Annotated in this window: 14 protein-coding genes and 2 pseudogenes; 7 read left to right on the top strand and 9 right to left on the bottom strand. The window is 65.9% G+C overall.

The genetic code is table 11. The annotated features are described in order from the left end of the window. Together Q0X61_RS11075 and Q0X61_RS11070 are read right to left on the bottom strand one after the other, a co-directional pair. A partial coding sequence (locus Q0X61_RS11075; RefSeq protein WP_297742637.1) for an HAD-IC family P-type ATPase occupies positions 1-1,171 on the bottom strand: 1,171 nt, incomplete at its 3' end. Further along, entirely contained in the window at positions 1,161-2,243 is a 1,083-nt protein-coding gene (locus Q0X61_RS11070) for a polyprenyl synthetase family protein (protein WP_297742635.1), read from the bottom strand. The genes Q0X61_RS11075 and Q0X61_RS11070, both read right to left, overlap by 11 nt. Before the next feature lie 47 nt (positions 2,244-2,290). Here Q0X61_RS11070 and Q0X61_RS11065 point away from each other — a divergent pair, with 47 nt between their 5' ends. Next, the gene (locus tag Q0X61_RS11065; protein ID WP_297742633.1) at positions 2,291-3,220 is read left to right on the top strand and encodes a methylenetetrahydrofolate reductase; all 930 of its coding nucleotides are present in this window, start codon (positions 2,291-2,293) and stop codon (positions 3,218-3,220) included. 303 nt (positions 3,221-3,523) lie between these two features. On the opposite strand, the gene Q0X61_RS11060 is transcribed toward Q0X61_RS11065, so the two are convergent. After that, positions 3,524-3,715 carry a hypothetical protein gene (locus Q0X61_RS11060; RefSeq protein WP_297742630.1) on the bottom strand — a complete coding sequence of 64 codons (192 nt, stop codon included), beginning with the start codon at positions 3,713-3,715 and terminating at the stop codon, positions 3,524-3,526. A gap of 28 nt (positions 3,716-3,743) precedes the next feature. Continuing rightward, a pseudogene (locus Q0X61_RS11055) lies at positions 3,744-4,007 on the bottom strand (transposase); the annotation flags it as partial. Here Q0X61_RS11055 and Q0X61_RS11050 point away from each other — a divergent pair. Next, a complete protein-coding gene (locus Q0X61_RS11050) occupies positions 3,888-4,136 on the top strand; it encodes a hypothetical protein (protein WP_297742628.1) in 249 nt (82 codons plus the stop codon). The pseudogene Q0X61_RS11055 and the gene Q0X61_RS11050 sit on opposite strands and share 120 nt — an antisense overlap. Positions 4,137-4,184: 48 nt before the next feature. Here the strand turns inward: Q0X61_RS11050 and Q0X61_RS11045 are convergent, their stop codons facing one another. Together Q0X61_RS11045 and Q0X61_RS11040 are read right to left on the bottom strand one after the other, a co-directional pair. Continuing rightward, on the bottom strand, positions 4,185-4,529 hold the full coding sequence (locus Q0X61_RS11045; protein ID WP_297742626.1) for an MGMT family protein: 345 nt from the start codon (positions 4,527-4,529) through the stop codon (positions 4,185-4,187). A 124-nt stretch (positions 4,530-4,653) separates the two neighbouring features. Beyond that, positions 4,654-5,115 carry a hypothetical protein gene (locus Q0X61_RS11040; protein WP_297742624.1) on the bottom strand — a complete coding sequence of 154 codons (462 nt, stop codon included), beginning with the start codon at positions 5,113-5,115 and terminating at the stop codon, positions 4,654-4,656. A gap of 63 nt (positions 5,116-5,178) precedes the next feature. On the opposite strand from Q0X61_RS11040, the gene Q0X61_RS11035 reads away from it, so the two are divergent. The 3 genes from Q0X61_RS11035 to Q0X61_RS11025 are packed head-to-tail and all read left to right on the top strand — an operon-like array spanning position 5,179 to position 6,861. Continuing rightward, positions 5,179-5,733, top strand: a complete 555-nt coding sequence (locus tag Q0X61_RS11035) for a hypothetical protein (protein ID WP_297742622.1) — start codon at positions 5,179-5,181, stop codon at positions 5,731-5,733. 5 nt (positions 5,734-5,738) lie between these two features. Continuing rightward, on the top strand, positions 5,739-6,080 hold the full coding sequence (locus Q0X61_RS11030) for a hypothetical protein (RefSeq protein WP_297742620.1): 342 nt from the start codon (positions 5,739-5,741) through the stop codon (positions 6,078-6,080). Positions 6,081-6,084: 4 nt separating this feature from the next. After that, the gene (locus Q0X61_RS11025) at positions 6,085-6,861 is read left to right on the top strand and encodes a phage holin family protein (RefSeq protein ID WP_297742639.1); all 777 of its coding nucleotides are present in this window, start codon (positions 6,085-6,087) and stop codon (positions 6,859-6,861) included. A gap of 264 nt (positions 6,862-7,125) precedes the next feature. On the opposite strand, the pseudogene Q0X61_RS11020 reads toward Q0X61_RS11025, so the two are convergent. Next, positions 7,126-7,248 (bottom strand): annotated as a pseudogene (locus Q0X61_RS11020) (glycine--tRNA ligase subunit beta); the annotation flags it as partial. Positions 7,249-7,428: 180 nt separating this feature from the next. Next, positions 7,429-9,621, bottom strand: coding sequence for a UvrD-helicase domain-containing protein (locus Q0X61_RS11015; RefSeq protein ID WP_297742618.1), 2,193 nt, complete (start codon positions 9,619-9,621; stop codon positions 7,429-7,431). A gap of 74 nt (positions 9,622-9,695) precedes the next feature. Here Q0X61_RS11015 and Q0X61_RS11010 point away from each other — a divergent pair, with 74 nt between their 5' ends. Together Q0X61_RS11010 and Q0X61_RS11005 are read left to right on the top strand one after the other, a co-directional pair. Continuing rightward, positions 9,696-10,484, top strand: coding sequence for a thioredoxin domain-containing protein (locus tag Q0X61_RS11010; RefSeq protein WP_297742616.1), 789 nt, complete (start codon positions 9,696-9,698; stop codon positions 10,482-10,484). Next, positions 10,481-11,296, top strand: coding sequence for a cytochrome c biogenesis CcdA family protein (locus tag Q0X61_RS11005; protein ID WP_297742614.1), 816 nt, complete (start codon positions 10,481-10,483; stop codon positions 11,294-11,296). The genes Q0X61_RS11010 and Q0X61_RS11005 overlap by 4 nt, the downstream gene beginning before the upstream one ends. Here the strand turns inward: Q0X61_RS11005 and Q0X61_RS11000 are convergent. Further along, the coding region (locus Q0X61_RS11000) for a hypothetical protein (protein ID WP_297742612.1) at positions 11,262-12,404 on the bottom strand (1,143 nt) is incomplete at its 5' end. The two genes, Q0X61_RS11005 and Q0X61_RS11000, sit on opposite strands and share 35 nt — an antisense overlap.

Raw genomic sequence — 12,404 nt, 5'->3', positions numbered from 1 at the left:
CCGTCGCGAGCACGTCGGGGGCACCGAGCACGATGTGCCTGTCGTGGAAGCTCACGCCCGACCATTTCTTCGCCGACGTGAACGGTGCCCGCGCGGTCTGCCGCCACGGAGCCGGGGCAGGGGGTACGGCGTCGGCGATGGCTTGCATCGACGCGTTGGGTGTGTCGTCGGCGGCGACAAGCTGCGCGAGCACCTCGTCAATCTCTTCTTGTGAGGCGCTCAGCGGGATCACTTCGCCCAGCGTCATCGCGTTCTCGGTGAGCGTGCCCGTCTTGTCCGCGCACACGACGTCGACGCGCGCGAGCCCTTCGATTGCAGGCAACTCCTGCACGAGTACGTTGCGTTTACCGAGCCGGATCACACCGAGCGCGAAGGCCATCGCCGTCAGCAGCACGAGGCCCTCGGGAATCATGGGCACCAGCGACGCGGTCATCGCCAACACAGCATCGCGCCACTCGACGCCGGGATGGGTGAACTGCACGACGATCGACAGCGCGCCGATGGGGATGAGCATCCATGACACGTATTTCAGGATCTGGTCGATGCCCTGCCGAAGTTCGGAGCGCACCAGTGTGAACCGCGACGCCTGCGCGGTGATCTGGGCGGCGTACGCGTCGGCGCCGATCTGCGTCGCCCGATATGCGCCGCTGCCGGAGACGACGAAGGAGCCTGAATATATCTTTTCGCCGGGCGTCTTTGGGATGGGGTCGGCCTCGCCGGTGAGCATCGACTCGTCCACCTCGAGGTAGCTTGCGGCCACGACCTCACCGTCAACGACGATCTGGTCACCGGGCGACATGCTGATGACGTCGTCTAACACCACCTCATCTCGCACGATCTCACGACGGGCCCCGTCGCGGATCACCGTGGGTTTGGCCTCGCCTACGACCGCCAGCTTGTCGAGTGTGCGCTTGGCGCGAAGCTCCTGGACGATGCCGATGATGGAGTTCGCGACGATGAGGCCCGCGAACAATCCCTGCTCGAGGCGGCCCGTCAGCAGCACGCAACAAAACAGGACGAACAGGATGCAGTTGACGCGTGTGAGGACGTTGGCACGGATAATGTCGGAGGTGGAGCGCCCCGACCGCGACGGCAGCGTGTTGACCTGCCCCTTCGCAACCCGCTCTTCTACTTCGCGGGCGCTCAGGCCTCGTAGCTCCTCAGTAGGCACGGCGTGTGCTCAACCGTGCCAGCTGGGTGAGGCCCTCGCGGCCCACCTCCTGGAAGTCTGTTGCCGCAAGCGCGGCAAGCCCTTGCTCGAGGTGCTCGTCGATGAGCGTTTCGACGTGTGCCCGAGCCCCCGTCGCCTCGATCACGCTCGCGGCACGCTCGACGTCGGCGTCGCTGCAATCTTTCGCGCCCAACACCGACGCCAACGTGGCCGCCTGTTGTTCGTCGGCGCGGCGCATCGCGGTGAGCATGAGCACCGTTGCTTTGCCTTCGCGCAGGTCGCCGCCGGTCGGTTTGCCGGTGAGCGCCTCGTCGCCCCACACGCCCAACACGTCGTCGCGCAGCTGGAAGGCGTGCCCGATGTGCGAGCCGAAGCTGGCGAGCGCGTCGTACTGTGCGTCGCTCGCGCCGCCGAGCCGCGCGCCGATGAGCGCAGGGCGGCGCATGGAATAGCTCGCCGACTTGTACTCGAGCACCTTCGACGCGACGGCAAGCGCGTCGTCATCGTCGGCCACCCCGTAGGCTGCGGAGATATCCAGGAACTGGCCGGCGGTCACCTCGGCGCGCATCCGTGAGAGTTCGGTGCGCGCGGCTTCCAGGTTGGGGGCGGCAGACTCGTCGAAGAGCTGCGCGCTCCACATCAGCAGCATGTCGCCGAGCAAGATCGCGGCCGCCTGGCCGAAGTCGTGCGCGTTGCCACGGCCGCCTCGGCGCTCGTGCAAGAGCGCGAATTGCTTGTGGGCGGCGGGTTTGCCGCGACGGGTGTCGGCGTCGTCGATGATGTCGTCGTGGGCGAGCGCGGAGGCGTGGAGGAGGTCGAGTGATGCCGCGACGCGGAAGACCTCGTCGAGATGGTGTTCGTCGCCGCCGGCTGCCAGATACGCCCACACGCAAAACGCGGGGCGCAGGCGCTTGCCGCCTGTCGAATAGTCGCGTGCTTTGGCGAGGAGCTCGGATGTGCCAACTTCTGCGACGAGCGGCGCCTGCTGGTCGAGGAAGCGAGTGATGTCCTGGTCGATGCGTGCCAGGAACGCGTCGTTCAATGGATTCTCGGGCGCCAAGTCTCGAAGCATGGACCAAGTCTAGTCGGAACGCGGTATGGCTTGCCTAAGCTTTCCCCATGCCCGAACGCTCTGCGAATACCGTTGCGGACCTGCTCGCTCACCGAACCCGCCCGCTGCGCTCCTTCGAGTTTTTCCCCCCTCGCGACGACGCCGAGATTCCCGCGCTGTTGAAGACCGTCGAGCGGCTTGCGCCCTTGGGGCCGGACTTCGTGTCTGTCACGTACGGGGCCGATGGGTCGCGCAGAGACCGCTCTATGCTCGCCGCCCAGGAGATCGCGAAGATCGGCAATCCGCTGACGGTGGGGCACCTCACCTGCGTCGATCAATCGAAGGCCGAGGTGGCGCACACGCTGCAGCTGTATCGCGAAGCCGGCGTGCACGACATCCTCGCCATTCGCGGCGACATGCCTGGGGGAGGGCAGTGGGAGGCGCATCCCGACGGGCTGCGCAACGCCACGGAGCTTGTGCGATTCATCAAAGGCGAGGGCGACTTCTGCGTCGGTGTGGCGGCGTTCGTGAGCCCGCACCCGGAGACGAACGACGCAGAACTGGACGCCCAGATTCTGCTCGACAAGGTGGAAGCAGGCGCCGAATACGCCATCACGCAGCTGTTCTTCGACACCGACGATTACTTCCAGATGGTGGAGCGCGTGCGTGCGCTGGGCAGTGAGGTTCCCATCATCGCTGGCCTCATGCCGCTCACCAGAATCACGCAGATCGAGCGTTTCGAGCACCTTTCCGGGCAGCCGTTACCGCCCGCATTCGTGCAGCGTCTCCGCCAAGCCCATCCCGACGATGTGCGCAGCCTGGGGCTCTCGCACGCCGCATCCATGTGCGAAACCCTGATCGAAGGTGGCGCCGCCGGGCTACAGTTCTTCACCCAGAATCGCGCCAAGGCCACCAGCGAAGTGTGGAACCAGGTGCTGCATCGCACAACCGGTCACGATGGATACACGACCCCAGTGCGGCGCGGTGCTATCGGATAGCGCCGATACCCGTTATGAACTGGGATTTCTTGCTGGTGCCGTCGTTTGGAGTTTAGCCTGCTGAACCGCTGAGCATCCGGCACGCCGCTACTCCGGCTGGCGTCCGTAGAGGGGTGAACCTGTCGGGATTTTGCGCGCAGTAATAGTGTTTACTCTTCCTGAAACTTCGCTTTCAAGGCGTCGAAGATGTCGGCGGAGAAAGCCTGGATGAGCTCCTTTCGAGCTTTTTTCTGGTTGAGTAGGAACTTGCGCCACTCGGTGTTCTGGGGGTATCCAGTGATGCGGGCACCTTGGGTTTGTTCCTCAACAGTATGCCGAAAGCTGTTCTTGCTGTTGACTCTCGTGCTCTGCTACGAGCGCCTCGTTCTTGTGCTCACCGTTCTTCTTGACTGCGAAGTCCTCGATGGTGACTTTGTCGCTGAGGTCGAAGTCGAGGCCTCCGCCGTGCCCGGCATCGATGGCTCGAATGAGGCTGGTAGGGAAGTTGTAGTCCATGTGCATGGCTTTTGACCTGCCCCCTCGGTTAGGTCCGGACGTTGTGCGAGTCGTCGGTTTTCGTTTGGTGGGTGCACTGCCGAGCGTAGTCGGCCGGTGCGAGATAGCCCAGCGATGAGTGCCTGCGGTCGTGGTTGTACTCGGTCTTCCAGTCGCTGATCACCACGCGGGCGTGGAGCAGCGAGTAGAAGGTGTTGATGTTGAGGCACTCGTCGCGGATCCTGCTGTTGAACGACTCGATGTAGCCGTTGCGCCACGGCGACCCGGGCGGGATGTAACTCAGGCCGGTGCGGGCGAGCTGCGGATCCAGATCCTGCCGCTGGCCGACGACGCCCCCGTGCTGGTGTGCGCGGGCCGCCCCGCCGGTTGTGGGGTCACGGCCGCCCGTGTGGAGACACCGGGCGCGGTCCCGCTCCGCTGACGTCCAGTTGCCGTGAGGTGCGAGGTGCGAGCCTCGAACGGCCTCCCCTCACGGCAGCTCCGGCAGGTCCGCCGTCGCGGCGTGGAAGTCGTCGGCCAACCTGCCCAGGTCCACCCGGTACTGGCTGATGCGCGCACCCCGACCATTGGGTTTGAGTGTGATCCCCTCCGCAGCCCAGTGCCTGGCTGCGTCGGCCATCAGGTGCGGGGGCAGGTCGCCGGAGGCGTTGGTGACGCGCCACCACTGTACGCCGTGCCCCTCACGCGCCATCACCGCGCCCACCTGCCGGGGACCGGTCCCGAGCAGAGCCGCGACGTCACCGTAGGAGACCAGCCGCCCGGGCGGCACCAGCTCCACTGCGCGCAGCACCAACTCGGTGAGGGTCTCGTCCATGGGTCGACGCTACCACTGTCGCCAGACGCTACCCCTGTCTGCAGGCGCTGCCGCTGTGTGTAAAGCCCGCCGGTATGCGGGCGGGGTCTGAAGCGGACGGTAGCTTCTGGAGTCAACGGCAGCGTCAGCGAGTCGGAGCATCAGGAGTACCCGCAGCGAGGATCTTCACCAAGGCGTGAGTGCCGACCGAGATGGCCAGGCCCAGCAGGACGGCGGTGAGCATCGTGGTTCCCAGCCTCGCGAGCTTCTCGGAGGCTTCGGCCTGCACCCCCGTCGCCCAGGTCCAGACGAGCACCGCGGCCACGACTGCTGCCAGCAGAGCGATCCAGCGCCAGGGTGAGGGCGACACCCTGCGCAGCTCGCGCAGCGCCTTCGTCTGCCGCCAACTGGCAATCGCCACCAGCACCAGACACAGCACCAGCACCATGCCGAACCCGACCCGGACCAGGAGGACCACGCCGCCCGGCACCGGCATGGTCAGCCCGGTGAGCGCCAGCCCCAGTTCCAGGCAGCCCAGGTACAGGATTATCCAGAGGAACGGAACCTGCTTCTCAGATGTCCATCGAGGGACTGCGTCGTTGGTCATTGGCCCATTATGTCGCGCCCTGAGTCCAGGGTCCCGAACCTGTCGGGTGGTACCGGTTCTGGCATGGAAGAAGCACGTGAACCTGCCGAGGCGTTCGCCTTCGAATTTGATCAGGCTGGCGCGGTTGCCGCTGTGAAGCTTGCGGATGCTTGGGCCAAGTTCGTCGAGGTGGAGGAGTTCGGCTTTGCGCTGCTTTACGCCTACGCGGAGCAGCATGCGCAGGCCGCAGCCGTCGACGTCGCCGCGTTCGCGCCCCAGAAGCAAGGGGTGAGATACCCGACCGAACTGCGCGACGACGTCCTGCAACTCTCCCGGGACGTGAGTTCGCTGTTCCAGGCGCTGGGTTCGTGGAAACCGACGCCCCAGGAACCGGTGGAGGTCGGGGACAGGTACCGGCACATCACGATTGAGACCGTGGGTGGCATGCCGAACGAGATCAAGGTGAACGAATCGTGGTTGCGGACGGCAGATTTCGCCGACGTCGAGAACGACATCGTCGCGGCCTTCCGGGCCATGTCCCACGAGGCTCCCAAGGACGAGGTGCTCGGGCAGTTGGCAGATCTCCGTTCACGGCTCGCTGACGTCGTGGCACGCCGCAACGACTACAACAAGGGATAGGGAACATGGGATTCGAGGAACTCAAGACCAGACTGGAATGGTTTGTGGAGGAGAAGGGCAACCTTGAGGACGCCGAGACTGCAGTGCGGGGCGTCCACTCATCGACGAGTGCCATCCAGTTCAATGTTGCGGCCGACACCAATCTTGCTGCCGTGAAAGCTGCCTATGACGACGCCCGTAATGCGGTCCTTGATGACATGGACGTCTCCCTGGACGCGGGTGGGGACCTGCTTTACTCGCTGGCCGGGGCGATCTCGCAGACCGGCCGGAACTACTTGGAGATGGAGTCGGCGAACACAGAGTATGCCGCGCAGATCTCCATTCTCATCGCAACATCAGGACTGTGAGGACATGAGCGACACCGTTGAAGAGATCCGGACCAAGATTGAAGAGATCAACCGTAACCTGGCAGAGGCCGACAGGAAGACCGGCCCCGCCTGCCAGGACGCGCTGAACAAAATCTCCGGCCAGTCGTGGGTGCCGGACTGGATGAAGCAGAAGGCTGAGAACAAGGCGCAGGAGGCGGTGCGTGAGTTCATCACCATCCAGCCCAAGACGGACCCGACGGTGGAGTTGATCCTCCGGGAGATCAACGACTACACAGCGGTCAAGAACACCGGCCCCCAGTACTGCGGGGTGGACTTCTCGACGGCAGAATCCGCCGTGGGACAGGGCTCACTGGGCCCACGTGGCGACGACTGGGACTCCGGGAACACCCAGTACTATCGCGACAAAATCCAGTCCCTGCCCACCAAGCTGCAGAACCTGCGCGACGCCATCGAGGACTTCTGCGAGATCCTCGGAGATCTCGAGGGTGACTACGACAGCTATTTCGTGGGAGTACTGGTGGCCGTGATCAGCCTCGCGATCGCCCTCGCCGGGCTGGTGGCTGCGGTCGTCGGCCTTGTACTTGCAATCCCATCCGGAGGAGCGGACGTCGTTGTCGCCATCGTGAGCCTGGTGATCGCCGTCCTCGGCGCCGTCGTTGCGGCAATTGCATTCGCCACCCTGACAGACATGGACGCCGCCCGCGCCACAGCCGCCGAGCGGCTCCGCGGCATCGCCACGTCTGTTCGTAACTCCCCGTGGCCTGCGAAGCCTGCCATGGACAGTGGCGGCTGGCGCTGACCCCGCCTCAGTCACCGCGGCCCTGAAACGCGGGAGGATGGGGTCATGACCGAACTGCCCACCAACCTGGCCACCGAGGGCGTCGACCCGCGCTTCACGGGTCTGGACACCCGCGACGTCGCCGAACTCGTCCGGGTCATGAACGCCGCCGACGCCGAGGTGACCGACGCCGTCGCGCACCGTGATCTTCTCCATGCCGGGCACCTCGCGCAGGATGCGCACCAAGCCGAGCGCGGCGCGTCGCAGACCGAACGGATCCGACGAGCCGGTCGGCTTCGCGCCCAGGGCGAACATCGAAGCCAGCAGGTCGAAGCGGTCACCCAGGGCCAGCAGCGCACCCTCGGGCTTCGTCGGCACCGCGTCAGCCGAGGTGCGCGGCTGCTCCATCTCGTACAGCGCATCGGCGACGGCGTGCGTCTCCCCCTTGCGTTGGGTGTACTCGCGCGCGTTTGTATCCGGCGTGTCATGAAAGTTTCGCGAAGCGTGACCGCGCCGCACCATCGTCGAAGGGCATCACAGTGTGAGATCTATTGCGGAAAACCGCAACAAATCTCACACATTGAATAGTTAGGCGAGGAGCTCGCGCCAGTTCGAGGAGTCGAGGTCGATGGCGACCAGACGCTGCGTGGCGCGGGTGAGGGCGACGTAGAGCACCCGCTCACCCCCTGGCGCCTCGGCGATGATCTCGTCGGGAGCGACGACGCACACACCGTCGTACTCCAGGCCCTTCGCCTGCAGCGCAGTGACGATGAAAAGGCGCTGCTCGAAGGCCGCGAGCTGCGGGTCGCTCAGCACCAACTTGGTGATGGCTTCTTGCCTCGACGGTGCCACGATCACGCCGATGGTTCCCACGACCTGGCCAGCCAGCGCCATGAGCTCCTGGCGCAGCGTCTCGTCGAGGTTCTTCTGGGCTGCGCTGGTGAGCTTGGGCTTGACGCCGGTGCTGCGGACCGCGCGCGGAAGGAGCGCGTCGGGATGCACTTTCGTGATGACCTTCGAGGCGAGGTCGAATACCTCGCTGGGGGAGCGGTAGTTGGTGGACAGCACAAAGCGCCGGTACTGCCCACGCCCGACGATCTCGTCGAGCGCCTTCTGCGTCTCCTCCGGGCGGGGGAACGACGACTGGGCCGGGTCGCCGACGATAGTCCAGGAAGCCTGGGGGCCGCGTCGGCGAAGCATCCGCCACTGCATGGGCGTCACGTCCTGCGACTCGTCGACGAGGATGTGGGCGTAGGTGTGCTGGGGGTCGTCGTCGAGGTCGTCCGCATCCCGCTTCGCCATGCGGTCGGCGATGCTGACGAGCTCGTTCACATCATCGTCGAGCAGCGTGAGCGGGTCGAACTCTTCCTCTTCTGGCTCCGGGCCCAGGATGCTGACGAGCTCGTCGAGTAGCGCGATGTCAGCGACGGACCAGTGCCGCGGGGTCTCCTGCACCGGGTCGATGCCATCGAGCCATGCGAACGATTCGGCGAGCGCTCGCTGCTCCTCCTTGTTCAGCCCTCGCGCGACCTTTGCGACGACGCCCGGATCAGCCAGGCGCGCCAACACCCTGGGCGCGCTCAGCACCGGCCACCAGGCGTGCATGAACATCGTGAGCGACGGGTGCTCGCGGATGTAGTCGGGCACATTGGTGTCTTCCACATCCACGTCGTCGGGGAGCTTCGCGGCGAGAGCTTCGACGATGAGCTCGCGCGCCTGCTCGCGTCCCTGGTTGAAGCGCGTAGAGGCGAGAACGTGGTCTCGAATGAGCTCGAGTTCCTTGCCCTCGCAGGTGAGCACTTCGCCCTTGATGGTGACTCGCACGCGGGGGGTGTCCTCGTCGTTCATAGGTAGACGTACGAGCCGACGGAGCAGCTTGAACATCGCCCACGAACCCTTGACCGTGGCGGCGAGGGCGCTGTCGGTGCGTTCGCTCGCCATCCCGACGGTGTCCGTGGCCACCTGGCCGATGGCTTTCAGCGTGACGGAGTCCTCGCCGAGGCTCGGCAGCACACGCTCGATGTAGTTCATGAACACCGCGCTCGGGCCGACGACCAGCACGCCGCCGCGCTCCAGCCGAGCACGGTTGGTGTAGAGCAGGAAGGCGGCGCGGTGCAGCGCCACGACGGTCTTGCCAGTGCCCGGGCCGCCCGCGATGACGGTAACCCCACGGTAGGGTGCACGAATCGCCTCGTCCTGCTCGGCCTGGATAGTGGCGACGATGTCGCGCATCTGACGGCCTCGCGAGCGGGTGACGGCAGCCATGAGCGCACCCTCGCCGAAGATGGGGAGGTCGGTCTCGACGGAGGTGTCGAGCAGGTCGTCTTCGAGCCCCAGCACGCGCTCTTCGCGGCAGCGCAATACCCGTCGACGGATCACTTGCATCGGGTCGGCCTGGGTGGCGCGGTAGAACGGTTCGGCGGCGGGAGCGCGCCAGTCAATCACGAGCGGCTCGTAGTCGTCGTCGCGCACCCCGAGGCGTCCGACGTAGCGGATTTCGCCGTCGGTGAGGTCGAGTCGCCCGAACACCAGACCTTCGTGTTCGGCGTCAAGCACCGCCATCCGGCGGGCTGCCTGGTAGGCGAACGCGTCGCGCTCGAACAGCGCGGTGCCATCTTCCTCGCGTACGAAGTCAGCGCGATCACTGACGAAGATCTCCTGCCCCTGCCGCGCCAATTCCTTCGCGCTCGCCGCGGCGATGTCCAGGTTGGCGTACACCGTGTCGACGTGCGCCTGCTCCACCGCGATCTCGTGCTCTAGTGCATCCCGCGATATGGTCAATGTGATCCTCACTCGAGAATAGGCTGACTGTTCAGTTTAGCCCGTTCTCGCCCGGAAACAGTAAAGGTTCGTACGTGGAGCATAAAGTTAAGCCGCTGTACATCGTCGTTGGTGTCATCATCGCCGTATTGATGCTCGGTGGTGCGGCGCTGCTCACCTCTCGCGACGGTGCCTCAACGTCGAGCCCGACGAGTTCCGCGCCGTCGCCCGCCCCCTCATCCGGCGACGCGACGGGCGGCGCCGCGCAAAGGGAATCAAGCGGCGACCATCAGGGGCAGGGGAGTCAGGAGCAGTCGCAAGATGAACTGCTGCTCTCCATTCCCAAGCGCAATCCCGACGACCCAGCGGCAATCGGTGACGTTGATGCGCCAGTTGTGATGACGGAGTGGTTCGACTACAGGTGCCCATTCTGTTCCGCGTTCAATGAGGAGACGCTCCCTCAGCTGCAGCGCTACGTCGACGAGGGTAAGTTGCGCATCGAATTCCGTGACTTTGCCATGTTTGGGCCCGACTCGGAATACGCCGCCATCGCGGCGCGCGCCGCGGGCAAGCAAGGCAAGCAGATCGAGTTCATGGACGCACTGTTTGTGAAGCTGCCCAACAAGGGCCATCCGCCCGTCGACGAGGCCGTCGTCACAGACGTCGCGCAGAGTGTGGGCGTGTCCGATTTGACGAAGTTCAAGGAAGACCTGGGCTCGGAGGAGCTGCGCAATGCGGTGCTGGCCGAATCGTACGAAGCGCAGCGGTTCGGGCTGAGCTCCGTGCCGTCATTCCTTGTGCACACGCAGTTCATTGCTGGCGCGCAGCCCGCGGAGGTGTTCAAGCAGACCATCGATGCGGAGCTGGCGAAGGCAGAATCGTGACGCTCGGCTGGGCGGCCTCGTTCCTCGGTGGGGTGGCGGCCATCTTCAGCCCGTGCTCGGCCATGCTGTTGCCGAGTTTTTTCGCCATCGCGTTCGGCACCCGTAGGGCGACGCTGCTCGGCAGGGTGGGGCTGTTCATGCTGGGCATGCTGCTCACCCTCGTCCCGCTCGGCATGGCCGCCGGAACGCTAGGCTCCATCCTCATCACTCATCGTCACGCGATCGCGGTGGTGGGCGGTGTGCTGCTCATCGTCATCGGCGTACTCACCATGGCTGGCGTCTCCATCCCCATGCCCGGGCTGCGCTCGAGGGGCGGGACGAGCGGGCTCGCCATCCTCGCGCTGGGCGCTGTCTACGGCTTGGCTGGCGCCTGCACTGGGCCGCTACTTGGTGCGGTGCTGACGTTCGTCGTCGTATCTGCCTCGTGGCTGTATGGGGCCATGATGCTTTCCCTCTTTGCCGCAGGCATGGTGCTGCCGCTCGCGCTGCTGGCGTTGTTTTGGGACGCGGGGCGCATGGCTGAGCGGCTGCGGCCGCGCGAGGTTGTCGTTGGTCCGTTGCGCACGACGGTGTGGGGCCTCGTGGCGGGTGCGCTTTTCGTCGTGATGGGCGTGGTGTTTCTTGCTAGCGACGCCACCGGCGCGCTGGGTGGCATCTTCGACGCGACGCAGCAGCTGCAGTTGGAGTCGACGCTGTGGCGCTGGGCCGAGGCCGTCCCTGACGTGGCGGTGTTGCTGGGGCTCGCGGTGGTCGTCGGGTTGTTGACGTGGTGGGCGGTTACGCGTCGTGACCGGGAGCCTCGCGACGAATAGGCGGCATGGTGAAGGCACGGTTCGTCGGGCGGCAGTCTTCGCCCGTGAGTTCCTCGTGCAGCGCGTAGACGGTGAGCGCTGCGCTCATCAGTTCCGCCCACGGCGCGCCACCGGCGACGCAGGCCGCGCTGGCATGGTGGGCGCTCGGGGTGGGGCGGCGTAGCCAGCGGCGGGCGTCGTCGGGCGCGAGGCCGGCGTCGATGTTGGGTGTGGCCTGCGTGTAGTCGAGGCGTGTGGCGCGCTGCTCGCCACGGATAGTGCGGATGGGGGCCGGCCCAGTGAGGTCGACGATCTCCGCCGCCGCACCGGGTTCTGCGGGCTGGGCGGCGGGGGTGAGCGCGGGGCGGGGTCGGCGCCAGCGGCCTTGGGGCAGTGCTGGCCGTGCGTCGACGGTGACCCCGCCGGGCGGTGTGGGGCTTCGTCGGACGAATCGTTCGGTGAGGCGGCGTTCCAGCAACGAGATGAGGGCCGACGCGTCTGCCGTGCGACCCTGCTCGTCGACGAGGCGGTGGCGCCCGAAGATGCGCACGATGGATTGCCGTACCGCGACAAGCGCCGGCGCCTTGCGCGAATCGGTGCCTGCGAAGTGAGCTTCTGCGAGGATGATGGGCGCCATCTTCCCGGCGCGGTCTGCGACGTCTGCCAGCGTGCGGTGTAGCCAGAGCGCTCGGCGGTCGTCGGGGGTGGAGGGACGGTTCGGGGCCTCGACGCCGAAACGGCGCAGCGCGGCCCACACGCCGTCGAGCTCGTCGACGAGATCGCGCCAGCGTTCCGCTTGGGTTTGGCCGAGGGCGTCGCGAATGGCGTAGTACTGGCCGCCGCGCTCGTCGGGTAGCACCAGCTCAGTGCCGCAGGGGAGGAGGTACGTCACCGGCGGTGCCGCTTCGAGTGAGAGCCCGAGGGAGCCGAGCGTTCCGGCGAGCGGGCGCCCGGTTTTCTTGAAGAGATCACGCCATGCGGCGGGAAGCTCGAGATGGTCAAGCGGAGTGCGCGGCACGTCGTCGCCGGCGAGCACTACGGTGTGCCCAAGTCGGGCCAGACGAGCGGCGACGGCCATGCCCGCCAGCGTGCTTCCTTCGACGACGATCATGTCGGGCAGTCTATGCGC

Source organism: uncultured Tessaracoccus sp. (assembly GCF_947255005.1).
Classification (GTDB): domain Bacteria; phylum Actinomycetota; class Actinomycetes; order Propionibacteriales; family Propionibacteriaceae; genus Arachnia.
This window is presented reverse-complemented; position numbering and strand designations above follow the sequence as displayed.